At 40.6% G+C, this 16,564-nt stretch carries 13 protein-coding genes and 1 tRNA gene; 10 read left to right on the top strand and 4 right to left on the bottom strand.

All coding sequences use genetic code 11. The features are described from left to right. Positions 1-39: 39 nt before the first annotated feature. The 4 genes from AC0VZ5_RS05290 to AC0VZ5_RS05305 form a co-directional block, all read right to left on the bottom strand. Positions 40-552 carry a hypothetical protein gene (locus tag AC0VZ5_RS05290; RefSeq protein ID WP_475474520.1) on the bottom strand — a complete coding sequence of 171 codons (513 nt, stop codon included), beginning with the start codon at positions 550-552 and terminating at the stop codon, positions 40-42. Next, the gene (locus AC0VZ5_RS05295; RefSeq protein ID WP_475474521.1) at positions 549-1,739 is read right to left on the bottom strand and encodes a peptidyl-prolyl cis-trans isomerase; all 1,191 of its coding nucleotides are present in this window, start codon (positions 1,737-1,739) and stop codon (positions 549-551) included. Before AC0VZ5_RS05295 ends, AC0VZ5_RS05290 begins: the two co-directional genes overlap by 4 nt. After that, positions 1,739-2,752, bottom strand: coding sequence for a phospholipase C/P1 nuclease family protein (locus AC0VZ5_RS05300; protein WP_138606217.1), 1,014 nt, complete (start codon positions 2,750-2,752; stop codon positions 1,739-1,741). The genes AC0VZ5_RS05295 and AC0VZ5_RS05300 overlap by 1 nt, the downstream gene beginning before the upstream one ends. A gap of 159 nt (positions 2,753-2,911) precedes the next feature. Beyond that, complete coding sequence (locus AC0VZ5_RS05305) at positions 2,912-4,465, bottom strand: cryptochrome/photolyase family protein (RefSeq protein WP_475474522.1); 1,554 nt, start codon at positions 4,463-4,465, stop codon at positions 2,912-2,914. Between the two features lie 492 nt (positions 4,466-4,957). On the opposite strand from AC0VZ5_RS05305, the gene AC0VZ5_RS05310 reads away from it, so the two are divergent. The 10 genes from AC0VZ5_RS05310 (at position 4,958) to AC0VZ5_RS05355 (ending at position 16,536) form a co-directional block, all read left to right on the top strand. Next, positions 4,958-5,034 (top strand) — tRNA-Met (locus tag AC0VZ5_RS05310). Between the two features lie 279 nt (positions 5,035-5,313). Then, entirely contained in the window at positions 5,314-5,769 is a 456-nt protein-coding gene (gene rimP / locus AC0VZ5_RS05315; protein WP_008114543.1) for a ribosome maturation factor RimP, read from the top strand. A 38-nt stretch (positions 5,770-5,807) separates the two neighbouring features. Continuing rightward, positions 5,808-7,307 (top strand): transcription termination factor NusA, encoded by a 1,500-nt coding sequence (gene nusA, locus AC0VZ5_RS05320; protein ID WP_010391392.1) that lies wholly within the window; start codon positions 5,808-5,810, stop codon positions 7,305-7,307. A 25-nt stretch (positions 7,308-7,332) separates the two neighbouring features. Continuing rightward, positions 7,333-9,990 carry a translation initiation factor IF-2 gene (gene infB / locus AC0VZ5_RS05325; RefSeq protein WP_054202155.1) on the top strand — a complete coding sequence of 886 codons (2,658 nt, stop codon included), beginning with the start codon at positions 7,333-7,335 and terminating at the stop codon, positions 9,988-9,990. A 157-nt stretch (positions 9,991-10,147) separates the two neighbouring features. Beyond that, positions 10,148-10,555, top strand: coding sequence for a 30S ribosome-binding factor RbfA (gene rbfA, locus AC0VZ5_RS05330; protein ID WP_008467148.1), 408 nt, complete (start codon positions 10,148-10,150; stop codon positions 10,553-10,555). Next, positions 10,555-11,499: a tRNA pseudouridine(55) synthase TruB gene (gene truB, locus AC0VZ5_RS05335; protein WP_475474523.1), complete on the top strand. Its 945-nt coding sequence runs from the start codon at positions 10,555-10,557 to the stop codon at positions 11,497-11,499. Before rbfA ends, truB begins: the two co-directional genes overlap by 1 nt. Before the next feature lie 109 nt (positions 11,500-11,608). Next, positions 11,609-11,878 carry a 30S ribosomal protein S15 gene (gene rpsO, locus AC0VZ5_RS05340; protein WP_006793376.1) on the top strand — a complete coding sequence of 90 codons (270 nt, stop codon included), beginning with the start codon at positions 11,609-11,611 and terminating at the stop codon, positions 11,876-11,878. 350 nt (positions 11,879-12,228) lie between these two features. After that, positions 12,229-14,355 carry a polyribonucleotide nucleotidyltransferase gene (gene pnp / locus AC0VZ5_RS05345; protein ID WP_138606213.1) on the top strand — a complete coding sequence of 709 codons (2,127 nt, stop codon included), beginning with the start codon at positions 12,229-12,231 and terminating at the stop codon, positions 14,353-14,355. A 185-nt stretch (positions 14,356-14,540) separates the two neighbouring features. Further along, on the top strand, positions 14,541-15,413 hold the full coding sequence (nlpI, locus tag AC0VZ5_RS05350) for a lipoprotein NlpI (protein WP_475474524.1): 873 nt from the start codon (positions 14,541-14,543) through the stop codon (positions 15,411-15,413). Beyond that, positions 15,397-16,536, top strand: a complete 1,140-nt coding sequence (locus AC0VZ5_RS05355; protein WP_475474525.1) for a hypothetical protein — start codon at positions 15,397-15,399, stop codon at positions 16,534-16,536. Before nlpI ends, AC0VZ5_RS05355 begins: the two co-directional genes overlap by 17 nt. The last annotated feature ends 28 nt before the right edge of the window (positions 16,537-16,564 follow it).

Here is a 16,564-nt window from a genome sequence, read left to right on the forward strand (position 1 = left end):
TCCCTGTGAAAAGCCGCCATTTGGCGGCTTTTTGCGTTGTTAGTCTTTTAAATCTATTTGCATTTGTTTTAAAGCGTTAATTTTATCTATTGCAACTTGTAGTTGTTCTTGTGAAAGCTTTTTTTGTCGGCCTTTTGCAAGTAAGTCTTCAAGCTTTAATATTTTGGCTTTTGCAGCAACAACAAAACGTTGTTCTAGCTGTCTTTGCTGTTCAAGATGGAAATCTTGATATGCTTGGTGATTATTTAAATCACCACTGTACTGAGCCACTGGCTGAGTACTTTTTACTATATTGGGTAAATAGGCCACAGAGGTTATTGCTGGTAAGGGCTGAGGGCTAGTATTACTAGCTGTAACCGTTTCCAATTGCGTACTTTCTAACTCTTGGGTCATGTCAGCAGCAGTAAGCTCAAGAGACGTTATTTGCTTGACACTTTTAGCTTGGTTAAGGCCATCAATATTCTTTATTGTTGGTTTGCTAGTATATTGAGTAAAAAGTGCGTACATACCAACACAAGCTACAACAACAGAAACGAAAACTTTTTTGCTCATAAAATTACTCCCGTCTTATTTTGCCACTTGAGCCAGTTATTTTCATACTGTTGTGCCGCTTTTTGTTTTGCGATGGCCTTTGTTGCTTGGTATCGAACGGTTTCATCTTCTGGCGAAAAGTAATCAAACTGATGCTCATAACTGTGTATCACCACCCATTCACCTCTAGGTGTACGTATAACAGCAGAAATGGTGTTTTCTTTAGTTGTGAACGCAAGTTGTACAACCCAACTACTTTTGTTTTTGCGATTTAATTCACTATTGTATTGAGCATATATATCTTGTTTTCCTGATATTACTAATGCTTGTTTAAGTGATTTGTTATCCGCCAACGTGCGAAAGTCTACAGCATTGGCTCGATTAGCAAATTGAGCTCCGTGGGCTTTTACCTGACTTAAAAATTTAAACTGCGATTTATTTGCTTGATAAAACGCTTTAATTTCGCTTTTGTTTACTTGTTTCTCTAGCTTTTCAAGAACAGGGCTCTGCATGTGCATCATTGTATTTATGCCTAGCCAGCTTTGAATGGAGGGTCGCAAAATATCTCCTTTAGCTATTTCATACAGATGTTCAATATCAATATTCTGTTTTGCCAAAATCGGTTTGGCTTTTGAAAACGCTATATTGAATTGCCGTTTTTTTATTAATTCACTTTTGAATAGTTCACTATCTCCTCTATGGAGTTTAAAACGTACCTGCATTGATAGTGCATCGATAAATTCATATAAGTTAATAGAGTTATACAAAATAGAGGTTAAATCGATCTGCTGCATTTTTTTAATCAAGCTTTGCACATATTGACCATTTTTAGGGTAGGGCCCTAATGTGTGTTTAAGCCAATGGCTATCATAAGTGTCAAGCTTTACCTGACTTGACTGTGCCTTTATAGCTAATTGCGAATCGAACAGATTTTTTAAGTAACGTTCAACATGGTATTGAGTGCTAAAACCAACGGCAGATTGTCGCTTTATTATTGCAGGTGTCTTTAGCGCTGCTTGTTGTAACAAAAACTGATTCTCATACAGACGAGTTCTAACTTCATTGATTGTAATTTCAGGTTTGTGCTTTAAATAAGCACGATGCATAAAGTTAACTTCATCACTACTGTATTGTGTAAATGAGGCCATTACTAGGGAGTGGTAACACGCCCCTAGTAATGTAATCACTAAAATAGCCATTTTTTTCATTAGCGAGCAACCATGGCGTGGTTCAATAAGTGCACCACCATTGCTATTGCATGGGGCACTACTTGCTTAGCTATATTAAGGCGATCAAAATGATCTTTTGAATTGAGTACAATTCCACCTTGAGCATAAGAAAATGAACCACCTTGAGTTAATAATGGGCGAACATCTTGGCTATTTTTATCTAAAGGCGAGAACGTTTGCATTGCTTGAGTAACGAGTGATAAATCGTTGAGCTGCTCTTGATCATAGTAATCTTTTACCCAACTTTCCCAGCTAGAGTGGTTAAGGTCTGATGTGGTCCATGTGTGGTGAGGTTGTAATAAATCAGTCGTATGAAATACAAACCCTAATACTTGAGGATTTCCGCTTTGTAAGTAACTTTGATACCAATATTGCCCTAAATTATCGATAGGTTGAAATGGCATTTCTTCAAAGTCATCGTACATAGAATAGGTTGAGTTGCTATCGATTCTGTAGTGAGATTCTGTTACACCATAACTGTTATATTTTGAAGAGTCGGCATTGAACCAACCTGTTTCTCCCCCTTTACCATCATCAAGGTAGTCACCTTTAAGCCAAGCAGATGCAAGATTATCAATAGTGCCCCAAACGGTAAGCTTCTCATAATTATAACCACCAAAATCGTTTCCATGTTGGTCTGCACCTTGGGTATGATTTTGAAAATGCCAATAGCTTGTATATTTAACTATACTTTGCGCTGCTCCCCATACTGGCGCTTGAACACACGAACCTGTAATGGCACCACAGAAAAAGGTGTCTTCAAAGTCATCTACATCATAAGCCGCTTGTCCTAGCAGCTCGGCTAATTCAGAGATTGTCAGATTGTTTTGTGCAGCGTACTGACGTAGGGCAGCATATTCGGTGCTGGCTGGGTGTTGCTGCATATAATTTACGGCATCAAGAACAATACGTTTGTGAGTTTCTTGACTAAAAGCTTGAGCTTGGCTTGTACCGAGTAATAAAAGTGTCGCTGCAATTAATTGTTTTTTCATTTTATTCTCATCATAGTTTGGAGTAAGAGGTGCTATTAAAAAATAAGCTCATTACATTGCCATGACAAATAAATTAAACATTTAATTAACAATATTACCTATTTTGGTACTTTAATATTAACTATCAAGAATGCTGCCGCCAATTGACGGCATTTATATTTAAAGCTTTTCAATATTATTTAAATAGTTGTTACCTTGCTCTAAGGTTGCTTGGCGTAATGATTCATCTTGTTTATCCCAATTACGATAAACCATCCCTATTCGTGGGTTTTTCTCAAGTCGCTCTCGGTGTTTTTGCATAAACTGCCAGTAAAGGCTATTTAGCGGACACGCGTCTTTACCCACTTTTTCTTTTACTTTGTATTGGCAGCTTTTACAGTAGTCACTCATTTTATTTATATAGTTGCCGCTAGCCGCATAAGGCTTAGTGGCAATGATGCCATCGTCAGCAAACTGGCTCATCCCTCGTGCGTTAGGCATTTCTACCCACTCAATAGCATCAATATAAACACCTAAATACCATTCATCCACTTCATCAGGATTAATGGCGGTTAATAAACAAAAATTACCTATTACCATTAAGCGCTGAATATGATGGGCATACGCGCTGTCTAAGCTTTGTGTTAATGAGTGGCTTAAGCAATTCATTTTTGTTTTACCATTCCAAAAATAACTCGGCAGTGCACGAGTTGCATTAAGCTGGTTCTTGTTGGCGTAGTCGGGCATATTTTTCCAATACACGCCACGCACATATTCGCGCCAACCCAGTACTTGGCGAATAAAGCCTTCAACCTGAGAAATAGATATTTCATCTTGACGTTGGTGGAACTCTTTAACCACGCGGTCGATAACATAGCGAGGGTGTAAAATTTTGGCATTTAACGCAAACGATAACCGGCTGTGATAAAAGGTATCTTTATCAGGGCATTGATCTGTCATCGCATCTTGAAATTGACCAAAGCGAGGCAGTAAATGTGCACAAAAATGATCAAGCGCACTTATTGCTTGCTTACGGGTTGTTGGCCAGCTTAATTGCGTGTCTATCTGTCCAAAGTAATTTATTTTATGTTTATCTAAACGCTCAATAATGGCGCTAACATCATTTTTAAATAATTTGGGTTTGGGGATATCGGCTAAATCACTTTTTGAAAACTTATTACGGTTATTGGCATCAAAGTTCCATTGCCCACCGGCAGGTTTGTCATCTTCCATTAAAATATCAAACTGCTTACGCATTGCCCGATAAAAATGCTCCATAGTGACGTGTTTATCTTTTTTAAAGCGTTTATCTATGTCGTTAAATGCCAATAAAAAGTGCTCGCTGTCGCAGGCATTCACCGTTAACTCGCTATTTATCGCGAATTCGTGAAGTTGTGTTTTTAAACGGTACTCATCTGGGTATTGATATTCAATAGAGGTGCATTCATGCTGCTTGGCTAAACGCTTTAAAAGAGCGGGTAAGTCATCATCGTCTTTGGTGTCATCTAGCGTGAGATGTAAAACATTGAAGCCAGCATCTTTTAATGCATTAGCGAAGTTTTCCATGGCTTTAAAAAAGGCTGATATTTTTTGTACATGGTGTTTTACATAGTGTGCTTCTTGCATAAGCTCAGCAATAACAAATACTGTGTCGTCTGATTTGTCTTTAAACCACGAATGAGCAGGATTGAGCTGATCACCTAAAATCAATCTTAGTGTGTTGTATTTTTTCATAATTAGCCAAAATTAACTTTTATACGTGATATTTTTTAAAAGCGATCTATTTCTTAAAGTATGCTTAACCTGAACTCTGGTTAAGAGGTTTACTAACATATTAAATCAAAAATGATATTTATGTTTATTTTCTCTAGCCAGAGATTTTCAGTGAAAACAAGGCGAAATTACGCGTCAATAGCTAGCCTATTGCAAGTAAATTCAACGCAGTTAGCGCTGAAAATAGCTGCTTGAGATAGATTTATTATCCAAAGTTCAGGTTACCGATAATAGAGCACCGAATGCAATTTAATACAGCGGTTGATTGTAACGATTCAAATTTTATAGCAAACATAGTGTAGGTAAGGCGATAAACTAGGTTGCTTTTTTTATCAACTTATTAGTTATTATGGTTGCTAATTTAGCGGCACATCCTTATAATAGCGGCCATTGTTTAGTAGGTTATAAAATTTACTAACAGCGATATTAAGTTATTAACTTTTTATCTATTGGCGCGGGATGGAGCAGTCTGGTAGCTCGTCGGGCTCATAACCCGAAGGTCGTTGGTTCAAATCCGGCTCCCGCAACCAATCTTAATAGTAGGTTTAAACTTACTACTTTATATCGCGCATTCTAAGTAATGCGCGTTTTGCGTTTAAGCTAATGAAGTTTAATTTGGTCAGGGTACTGACTCGCAACCAAGCTTGGCCCTAGGCCACACAGTTTTGCGTTTTTTGGTGTGACGCCCCGCTTGGTTCGGGGCGTTGTTGTATCTGCACCGTTTGATTTAATGTTTATCGATTAAATCAAAATTTAAACTCAGTATTTTAGGGCTATAAGCCCTTTTTTTGTTTGTATGGAGGATTTTCGTGACAAAACTTGAACAAGATTTAGTAACCATGTTAACGCCTGCGGTAGAAATGCTAGGCTTTGAATTACATGGTCTTGAGTTTGTACAAGCGGGTCGCCATTCTACCTTAAGAGTATATATTGCTCACGAGGATGGAATTTCAGTTGACAACTGCGCAGATGCCAGTCGTCAAATTAGTGCGATTTTAGACGTCGAAGACCCGATTACAAACGAATATGATTTGGAAGTGTCGTCTCCTGGTGTTGATCGTCCATTATTCAAACAAGATCACTACGAGCAGGCGCAAGGAGAGGAAGTACGCGTGCGTACTAAGCTTCCACAAGACGGTCGCCGTAATTTTAAAGGTGACTTAATAGCAGTTAGCAGCGATATGATCACACTATCTAGCGATGGTGCAGAGCATTTAATCATGCTTAGTAACATTGAACGTGCGAACATAATCGCAAAGTTTTAATTCGAGTGCGAAGGAATAGGGCAAGCGAGGCATTACCCATGGCAAAAGAGATATTATTGGTTGCTGAAGCCGTTTCCAATGAGAAAGCGGTTCCAAAAGAAAAGATTTTTGAAGCTCTAGAGTTCGCATTAGCGACAGCGACAAAGAAAAAGCATGATGGTGAAATTGATGTACGTGTTGCAATTGACCGTAAAACTGGCGATTACGATACATTCCGTCGCTGGCAAATAGCTGAAGTATTAGAAGATGGTTCTTTAGAGAATCCATACAGCGAAATCACGTTAGAAGCTGCTCAAGTTGAAGAACCAGACTTGAAAATGGGCGACTACGTAGAAGAGCAGATTGAATCAATTAAATTTGACCGCATAACAACACAAATGGCTAAGCAAGTAATCGTACAAAAAGTACGTGAAGCAGAGCGTGCCTTAGTGGTTGAAGCGTACAAAGATCAGCAAGGCGAGCTAGTAACGGGTGTTGTTAAAAAAGCAACGCGTGATGCAATCGTACTTGATTTAGGTAATAACGCAGAAGCGGTTATTTACCGTGACGACATGCTGCCACGTGAAAACTTCCGCCCAGGCGATCGTATTCGTGGTCTTCTATATGAAGTTAAACCAGAAGCACGTGGTGCACAGTTATTTGTAACCCGTTCTAAACCAGAAATGCTGATGGAATTATTCCGCATTGAGGTGCCAGAAATTGGCGAAGAGATGATTGAATTACGTGCCGCAGCTCGTGATCCAGGTTCACGCGCTAAAATCGCAGTTAAGTCTAATGATAAGCGTATAGACCCTGTAGGTGCGTGTGTTGGTATGCGTGGCGCACGTGTTCAAGCGGTATCGTCAGAACTTGGCGGTGAGCGTGTTGATATCGTACTTTACGATGACAACCCAGCACAGTTTGTTATTAACGCAATGGCACCAGCAGAAGTGGCTTCAATCGTAATGGATGAAGACACTCACTCAATGGACATTGCTGTTGAAGCTGATAACTTAGCACAAGCTATTGGTCGTAATGGTCAAAACGTACGTTTAGCAAGCCAGTTAACTGGCTGGGAATTAAACGTAATGACCGTTGATGAAATGCGCGCTAAGAACGAAGCTGAGTCAGATAAGTTAATTAACTTATTTACTGAAAACTTAGATATTGATGACGAGTTTGCGTCATTACTTATCAACGAAGGTTTCTCAACACTTGAAGAAGTTGCGTATGTACCTGCTTCTGAGTTTTTAGAAATCGACGGCTTAGATGAAGAAACAGTGGACGTATTACGTTCACGTGCAAAAGATGCATTAACAACGAAAGCCCTTAAAACGGAAGAAAGCTTAGAAGGCGCTGAGCCTGCTGAAGACTTACTTGCGCTTGAAGGCTTAGAGCGTCATTTAGCATTTGTTATGGCAAGTAAGGGTGTAGTAACACTTGAAGACTTAGCTGAGCAAGGCATTGATGAGCTTGTAGATATTACAGAGCTATCTGCAGAGAAAGCGGGCGAGCTAATTATGGCTGCACGTAATATTTGTTGGTTTGCAGACGAGTAATTTATTAACGGAGGTATTAGAGACTATGGCAGAAGTAAATGTTGAAAAACTAGCCGGTGATATAGGTACAACTGTTGATAAATTGCTACAGCAGTTTTCACAAGCCGGTATTACTAAACAAGCAGGCGATAATGTAACAGAAGCTGAAAAAGCAACGTTACTTGATCACCTAAGCAAGCAACATGGCGGTACTGGATCTGAAGGTCCAGCGCGTATGACATTGCAACGTAAGAGCAAAAGCACATTAAGTGTGACTGGCTCTACTGGTAAAGCAAAGGCTGTGCAAGTTGAAGTTCGCAAAACCCGCACTTACGTGAAAAAAAGTGCTGTTGAGCAAGAGCAAGAACAGCAACGTCTAGCCGCTGAAGAAAAAGCGCGTCTTGAAGAGCAGCAAAAAGCTGAACAAGAAGCCGCAGAATTGAAAGCGAAACAAGAGGCAGAACGTAAAGCGAAAGAAGACGCTGATCGTAAAGCCAAAGAAGAAGCTAAACGCAAAGCAGATGCTGAGCGTAAAGCGAAACAACAGCAGATGACCCCTGAGCAAAGTGCTAAGTCTGAGAAAGATCGCATCGAAGCTGAGCGTCTGCAAAAAGAAGCAGAAGAGGCCGCATTGAAGAAAGCTGAAGAAGAAGCGAAACGTCAAGCAGAAGAGGCAAGAAAGCTAGCTGAAGAGAATTCAGCACGCTGGAAGAAAGAAGAAGAAGAACGTAAGAAACGCGAAGAAACCGCGGATCACCACCTTACGACTTCAACTTACGCACGTGAAGCAGAAGATGTAGCAGATGCTCGCGAAGAGCAAGGCTCACGCCGTGCGAAGAAAAAGAAAAAAGCGCCAGCAAAAGATAAATTTGCAGCGTCTAAAGGTAAAAAAGGTAAGCTAAAAGCGCCAGCGTCATTACAGCACGGTTTCCAAAAACCAACGGCTGATGTTAAAAACGAAGTGCGTATTAGTGAAACAATTACAGTTGCTGAGCTTGCGTCACGCATGGCTGTTAAAGGCGCTGAAGTTGTAAAAACAATGATGAAAATGGGTGACATGGTTACGATTAACCAAGTTATTGACCAAGAAACTGCGCAACTTGTTGCAGAAGAAATGGGCCATAAAGTTATCATCGTTAAAGAAAACGAATTAGAGCAAACAGTACTTAACGACCGCCACGAAGATGGTAAGTCTGAGCCTCGTGCTCCAGTAGTAACTGTTATGGGTCACGTTGACCACGGTAAAACGTCAACGCTTGATTACATTCGTTCAGCTAAAGTTGCTTCAGGCGAAGCCGGTGGCATTACGCAGCATATTGGTGCATACCACGTTGAAACTAACGGCAACATGATCACTTTCCTAGATACTCCGGGTCACGCCGCGTTTACATCTATGCGTGCTCGTGGTGCAAAAGCGACTGATATCGTAATCCTAGTAGTTGCAGCCGATGATGGTGTAATGCCACAAACTAAAGAAGCGGTACAGCATGCTCGCGCAGCTGGCGTTCCTTTAATCATTGCTGTTAACAAAATGGATAAAGAAGGCGCAGATCCAGACCGCGTTAAAAACGAGCTAGCTCAGCTAGACGTTATCCCAGAAGATTGGGGCGGTGATACGCAATACGTTCACATCTCAGCTAAAACAGGTCTTGGTATTGATGACCTTTTAGAAGCAGTATTAATGCAATCTGAGCTGTTAGAACTAAATGCACCTAGCGAAGGTATGGCTGCAGGTGTTGTAATTGAATCACGTCTTGATAAAGGCCGTGGTCCAGTAGCGTCTATCCTTGTTCAATCAGGTACGCTTAACCAAGGTGACATTGTATTATGTGGTCTTGAGTATGGCCGTGTTCGTGCAATGCGCGATGAAAACGGTAAAGACATTAAATCTGCGGGTCCTTCTATTCCAGTTGAGATTTTAGGTCTTTCTGGTATTCCAGCAGCGGGTGATGAAGCAACAGTAGTTAAAGACGAGCGTAAAGCACGTGAAGTTGCTTTATACCGTCAAGGTAAATTCCGCGATGTTAAATTAGCGCGTCAGCAAAAAGCGAAGCTTGAAAACATGTTTACTAACATGACTGAAGGCGACGTGTCTGAAGTTAACGTGGTACTTAAAGCAGACGTTCAAGGTTCAATTGAAGCAATTTCAGACTCACTAACTAAACTTTCTACTGATGAAGTAAAAGTGAAGATTGTTGGTTCTGGTGTTGGTGGTATCACTGAAACAGATGCAACTCTTGCTGCAGCGTCTAACGCAATCGTAGTTGGCTTTAACGTTCGTGCCGATGCATCAGCGCGTAAAGTGATTGACTCTGAAAACTTAGACCTTCGTTACTACAGCGTAATTTACGCACTTATCGAAGAAGTTAAGCAAGCCATGTCTGGTATGCTTGCTCCTGAGTTTAAACAAGAGATCATTGGTCTTGCTGAAGTACGTGATGTATTTAAGTCTCCAAAAATTGGCGCAATTGCTGGTTGTATGGTTACTGAAGGTACTATCAAACGTAGCGCACCAATTCGTGTACTTCGTGATAACGTGGTTATTTACGAAGGTGAACTTGAGTCATTACGTCGCTTTAAAGATGACGTACAAGACGTTCGTAACGGCATGGAATGTGGTATCGGCGTTAAGAACTACAATGACGTTCGCGTTGGTGACCAAATCGAAGTATTTGAAACAGTTGAAGTACAACGTAGTCTTTAATTGTTGTTAGGTGGTGTTGGACATTCAAGGTCGTACCTCGATAGCCCAACATACCCTATGCTAAGATTTTAAATGGGGGCTCAGCCCCCATTTGTGTATCCATTATTTAGTTAACTTGTTATTGTTTTTCAATAAGTTATAATTTTAGGAAAGTGAAATGAGAGAATTTTCTCGCACTGATCGTGTTGCTCAGCAAATTCAAAAAGAAATTGCTGTGATTCTACAACGCGAAATTAAAGATCCGCGCTTAGGCATGGTGACAGTGTCTGCGGTAGAAGTATCACGCGATTTATCTTATGCCAAAGTTTTTATCACGGTGTTTAACACTGAAGACGAAAATGCAGCAAAACAGAGTGCAAAAGTACTGAACGAAGCAACGGGCTATATCCGTTCGTTACTAGGTAAGCGTATTCGCGCACGTATTATGCCAGAGCTTAAATTTGTGGTTGATAACTCATTAATGGAAGGGATGCGCATCTCTAACTTAGTGGACTCTATCATTCGTGAAGATAATGCTAAGCATGTTGATGATGAAACAGACAGCGAAGAAGGCACTAAAGACTAATGGCAAGACGCAGTAAAGGCCGTCCACTTGATGGTATTTTGTTGTTAAACAAACCAGAAGGCATTTCATCAAACAAGGCATTACAGCAGGCTAAAGGTATTTATTTTGCGCAAAAAGCGGGGCACACAGGTGCGCTTGATCCGCTTGCGACCGGCATGCTGCCAATTTGTTTTGGTGAAGCGACTAAGTTTACCCAGTTTTTACTCGATACAGATAAAACCTATGTTGTTCGAGCTAAGCTAGGTGAACGTACTACCACATCAGACTCTGATGGCGAAGTGGTCGAAACTCGCGATGTGAATGTTACTTCCCAATTACTAAGCGAAGAGATTGCTAAGTTTTTAGGTGAGTCAGACCAATATCCATCAATGTATTCAGCGCTTAAATATGAAGGTAAACCTTTATATAAATATGCGCGTGAAGGTATAGAAGTTCCTCGCAAATGTCGAAAAATTAACGTATTTAGCTTAACGCTTGATGAGTTTGATGAGCAAGCTAACGAGATACAAATGACTGCACATGTATCTAAAGGTACGTATATTCGTACTATCGTTGATGACTTAGGTGAAAACTTAGGCTGCGGCGCGCATGTGATTATGCTGCATCGTAGTGCTGTTGGGCATTACCCTGCAGATAAAATGGTCACACTTGAGCAGTTAGAAGCGTTATTAAATCAAGCGAAAGAACAAGACGTTGCGCCTTCAACTTACCTTGACGAACTATTATTGCCAATGGACACCGCGTTAGTTGATTTACCCGTTGTGGAAATTACCAAAGAGCAGGGAATGGCATTTAGCCATGGTCAAGCTGTGGTGTTGGGTAAAGCCCTGCCTGAAGGTGCAATAAAGGTACTGGCTGACGGAATATTTATTGGTACGGGCGAACGTAATCCTGATGGCCATTTAAAATCAAAGCGCGGCTTGTCTAATCAACAACCAGAGTAAAGTTTAACTTGTAGTTATGCTGATAATTGGTAGAATACGCCCGCTTAATCGTTTTGGCTGAATTAGTGATCGGCTAAAGCACCTATTAAATTTAACTTTTGGAGTTATTATGTCACTAAGCAATCAAGAAAAAATCGATATCATTGCTAAATTCGCACGCGCTGAAGGCGACACTGGTTCACCTGAAGTACAAGTAGCATTACTTACTTTTGATATCAACAAGCTTCAAGGTCACTTCGCTGATCACAAGCATGACTTCCACTCACGTCGTGGTCTGCTTCGTAAAGTAAGCACTCGCCGTAAACTGCTTGATTACCTTAAAGGTAAAGATATCTCGCGTTACACTGCGTTAATCAAAGAGCTTGGCCTACGTCGCTAAGAACTTGATTATCAAAAGGGGAGCTTTTTAGCTCCTTTTTTTGTGTCTAAATTTCCTCATACTCACTACCCACATCGATTAATCCCCTTGAAATATAGGCTAAAAGCCACATTGTAAGTAACAGCAAAGTACATAATTTAGCATCACGTTTATCTCTGGACTAAGCTCGCAATTTTACCTGACTTTGTTATATACTATGGCGCGTAGATAAAAAGGTTTATTTACGGTTATTTACATCATTGCCAATTGTAGTACTTAATTGATTTCCAACTGAATACAATTATGTACTGTAATTGGTACTTTGATGAAAACTTAATTAATACTAAAAATACATTTAAGGAATATTTTAAGTGCAAGCAATTATAAAAGAATTTCAACTAGGTCAACACACAGTGACGCTAGAAACAGGTGCTATCGCTCGTCAAGCTGACGGCGCAGTACTAGCAAGCATTGGCGACACGTCAGTACTAGTAACGGTTGTTGGTAAGCGTGAAGCTCAACCAGGTCAAGACTTCTTCCCACTAACAGTTAACTACCAAGAGCGTATGTACGCTGCTGGTCGTATCCCAGGTGGTTTCCTTAAGCGTGAAGGTCGTCCTAACGATGGCGAAACGCTTATTGCACGTCTTATTGACCGTCCAATTCGTCCACTTTTCCCAAATGGTTTCGTAAACGAAGTACAAGTTATCGCGACTGTTGTTTCTGTAAACCCTGAAATCCAACCTGATATGGTTGCGATGATTGGTACATCAGCAGCACTTGCTATCTCTGGTATCCCGTTCAGCGGTCCAATTGGTGCATCACGTGTTGGTTACATTAACGGTGAATACGTACTTAACCCGACACTAAAAGAGCTTGAAGAGAGCCAACTTGACTTAGTTGTTGCTGGTACTGATAACGCAGTACTTATGGTTGAATCAGAAGCAGACGTACTTGCTGAAGACGTAATGCTAGGCGCGGTTGTATACGGCCATGAGCAATCACAGTCTATCATCAATGCAATTAACGAATTTAAAGCAGAAGCAGGCAAGCCTACTTGGGATTGGACTGCACCTGAGAAAAACGTTGCATTAGAAGAGAAAGTAGCAACTCTTGCTGCTGATAAAGTAGGCGAAGCTTACCGTATTACTGATAAAGTAGCGCGTAAAGAAGCATTAACTGCTGCAAAAGATGCGGTTGTTGAAGCTCTAACAAGCGAACTTGCTGAAGGCGAAACGCTTGATAAGCAAGAAGTAGGTAAAGTATTCGGTTCACTTGAGAAGAAAATCGTTCGTGGCCGTATCGCTGCTGGCGAAAAACGTATCGATGGTCGTGAACCAGATATGATCCGTGCTCTAGATGTAATGACGGGCGTACTTCCACGTACTCACGGCTCTGCAATCTTCACACGTGGTGAAACGCAAGCATTAGTAACAGCAACACTTGGTACAGAACGTGATTCACAGTTAATCGACGATTTAACTGGCACGCACAAAAACCACTTTATGCTTAACTACAACTTCCCTCCGTTCTGTGTAGGTGAAACAGGTTTTGTTGGTTCTCCTAAGCGTCGTGAAATCGGCCACGGTAACCTAGCTAAGCGTGGTATTGCAGCAGTAATGCCAACATTGACTGACTTCCCATATTCAATCCGTGTTGTATCTGAAATTACTGAATCAAATGGTTCATCTTCAATGGCATCGGTTTGTGGTACGTCTTTAGCGCTTATGAACGCAGGTGTTCCAATTAAAGCCTCAGTTGCGGGTATCGCAATGGGCTTAGTTAAAGAAGAAGAAAACTTTGTTGTTCTTTCAGATATCTTAGGTGATGAAGATCATTTAGGTGACATGGACTTTAAAGTAGCGGGTACAACTAACGGTATCACTGCACTGCAAATGGATATCAAAATTGAAGGTATTACTCAAGAAATTATGCAAATCGCGCTTAAACAAGCGAAAGCTGCACGTTTACACATTCTAAATGTAATGGACGAAGCGATTTCTGCACCTTCTGAAGAGTTATCTATGTTTGCTCCGCGTATTTACACGATGCAAATCCCACAGAAGAAAATCGCAGAAGTTATCGGTAAAGGTGGCGCAACTATCCGTCAGCTTACTGAAGAAACGGGTACTACGATTGAAATCGGTGATGATGGCACAATCAAGATTGCTGCTACAGACGGTGAAAGTGCAGCAAATGCAATTAGCCGTATTGAGCAATTAACTGCTGAGCTTGAAGTAGGTACTATCTACGAAGGTAAAGTGGTACGTATCGTTGATTTCGGTGCGTTTGTAAACATTCTTCCTGGTAAAGATGGCCTAGTGCATATCTCACAAATTAGCACTGAGCGTGTTAACAACGTTGCTGATCACCTTAGCGAAGGTCAAGAAGTTAAAGTTAAAGTACTAGAAGTAGACCGTCAAGGCCGTGTACGTCTAAGTATTAAAGAAGCAATGGAATCAGCAGCACCTGCAGCTGACGAGTCTAAAGACGCGTAATTGCTAATCCTTCATCCAGATAATTACTGGATAGTATAAAAAGGGGCTGTTTAGCCCCTTTTTTTATGCTTTAATGTTAGCAACCTATTGTGTTCAAGACGTTAAGTAACATATAACAAGAATGAACCTTACAAGACAGCTTATGTCTTATCTATTTGCTACTTACCTCGGTATTAAGGATTTTAATGAGACTTAAACATTTAGCCTTGGCATCTTTTGCTATTTTGTCTTTAAGCGCTTGTCAGGCTACTACTAAACCCGCTGCTATTATTAATGTGCCATTTACTGCACCGCTTGCATCAGATTTTAGAAATGAAATTGCCATTGCACGTTTTTCAGAGCTATTAAACAGAGCAGACTTGAGTACAGAACAACAAGCAAAGCTCTATTATGACCGTGGAGTACTGTTTGATAGCTTAGGCATGACGACTTTATCGCGAATTGATTTTAACCGAGCGGTTAAACTTAAGCCTGATTTGGCTGAAGTCTATAACTTTTTGGGTATTCAGCATACCTTGATGCAGCAATACGAAAAAGCATACGAGTATTTTGATTCAGCCATAGAGTTAGACCAAGAACATGAATATGCGTATTTAAATCGTGGTATTGCTTTGTACTATGGTGATAGAGCGACGCTTGCAAAGGATGACTTTAAAACATTCTTGGAGCGCTCTCCTAACGATCCTTATCGTGTATTGTGGCTTTATTTAGCTCAAGCAGCACAAGATAAAACCGCGGCAATCGCTGCGTTAAAAGCCAATTCGGCGGCCCTTGATGAAAATGAATGGGCATATCAGCTTATTGCCTTGTATGTAGGTGATATGAGTGAAAAAGCATTTTTTTCAGGGATAGCCGATGGTGTAAGTTCACAACAAGAATATGCTCAGCGTTTATGTGAAGCTTATTTTTACTTAGCTAAACAGCACCAAGCCGCAGGCGAGCTTTCAATTGCCACAGATTACTTTAAATTGGCGCTAGCAACGAACGTACATGAATTTATAGAATATAAGTATGCGCGTTTAGAGCTTGAGTTGATGGCCAGTGAAAGCGCTGGCTAATTATTTAAAACTAAGTGCTTTATTACTGTGCGCTAGCGTTATTAGTGGCTCGAGTAATAAACAAAATAGCATTGGCTTTTGGCAAGTATTACATGCCAAGGCCAATGTGATTGACAGTTATTGGCAATTCCCTCGTTACTTTGCAAACCACATATTACAATTACCCACCACAGCCTTAGCAACCTTAGCTCGCAATAAAATAGCGGATGCTCAATATGGCTATGGGTTGTCATTATTAAGCAATAATCAAACTGAAACGGCTAAACTATTTTGGCAAGCAAGTTTGGATAAAATTACACGAGCACAGCAAAAAAAACTCGCCGACTCGTTATTTTCGCAACAGCGTTGGCAGGATTTAGCGCTACTAAAAAATCAAAATAAGCTTCCTAAAGGCGATATCTTTTATCACCTGCAATTACAGAAACAAGCACCCATAGAAACGTTAAGTAAATCATTTATGGATAAGTTAGGGTTTTTACTTGTAAACGAGCAAGTTGAGATACAAAAGCAGTGTACATTTAATGTATTAATGCTAAGTGATCACCGTGATGGTTTATACAGGCTCAATCAATTTCGTAATGCGTACTTTCAAAACCCAGAGCCGAGTCTCAATACCTTTTGTTTTTCAAAACCAGTTTATGTGGGTAGTGCAATTAGTTGCAATAGTACTGAATCCTCCCGTGCTGTGTGCGATTGGCAGCAATCATCGCTTAAAAAGCGGCTTCCCACTGGGTTTGATTTTGCCGTTATGATGCCCAAACAAGGTACTGCCAATGTAAAAAATGGTTTAATGCATATTAATTCACAGGCTAGCTACGCGGTTTTTTTGCATGAGTTAATGCACTTTAATGGCTTTGAAGATGAGTACGCTTTACCGGTAAAAAAGCAAGCGTGGTTATGTCAGCTTGATGGGTTTGTTGCTCCCAACTTATTTATTGCAAAAAAATCAGATGCCCCTGAAGGGTGGCACAAAAGCCAAAGTTGCCAACAAGGCGGCACTGCTTATAAGCCCAGTGCACAGTGGTCGATTATGCAATATCAGCAGTTAGGCCTATCAGCGCAATATCGTATTTTGTGGCAAAAGCACATAGCACTTAATGCCCATTTATTTGTACGATTTTAGTGATTGGATATTCCGCTGTAAACTGTCT

The organism is Pseudoalteromonas sp. QJM3NY_12 (assembly GCF_056173165.1).

Excerpts from the sequence above, each read along its gene's own strand:
- AC0VZ5_RS05290 (WP_475474520.1), bottom strand. The coding sequence starts at position 552 with ATGAGCAAAAAAGTTTTCGTTTCTGTTGTTGTAGCTTGTGTTGGTATG.
- AC0VZ5_RS05295 (WP_475474521.1), bottom strand. The coding sequence starts at position 1,739 with ATGAAAAAAATGGCTATTTTAGTGATTACATTACTAGGGGCGTGTTAC.
- AC0VZ5_RS05300 (WP_138606217.1), bottom strand. The coding sequence starts at position 2,752 with ATGAAAAAACAATTAATTGCAGCGACACTTTTATTACTCGGTACAAGC.
- AC0VZ5_RS05305 (WP_475474522.1), bottom strand. The coding sequence starts at position 4,465 with ATGAAAAAATACAACACACTAAGATTGATTTTAGGTGATCAGCTCAAT.
- nusA (WP_010391392.1), top strand. The coding sequence starts at position 5,808 with ATGGCAAAAGAGATATTATTGGTTGCTGAAGCCGTTTCCAATGAGAAA.
- infB (WP_054202155.1), top strand. The coding sequence starts at position 7,333 with ATGGCAGAAGTAAATGTTGAAAAACTAGCCGGTGATATAGGTACAACT.
- rbfA (WP_008467148.1), top strand. The coding sequence starts at position 10,148 with ATGAGAGAATTTTCTCGCACTGATCGTGTTGCTCAGCAAATTCAAAAA.
- truB (WP_475474523.1), top strand. The coding sequence starts at position 10,555 with ATGGCAAGACGCAGTAAAGGCCGTCCACTTGATGGTATTTTGTTGTTA.
- rpsO (WP_006793376.1), top strand. The coding sequence starts at position 11,609 with ATGTCACTAAGCAATCAAGAAAAAATCGATATCATTGCTAAATTCGCA.
- nlpI (WP_475474524.1), top strand. The coding sequence starts at position 14,541 with ATGAGACTTAAACATTTAGCCTTGGCATCTTTTGCTATTTTGTCTTTA.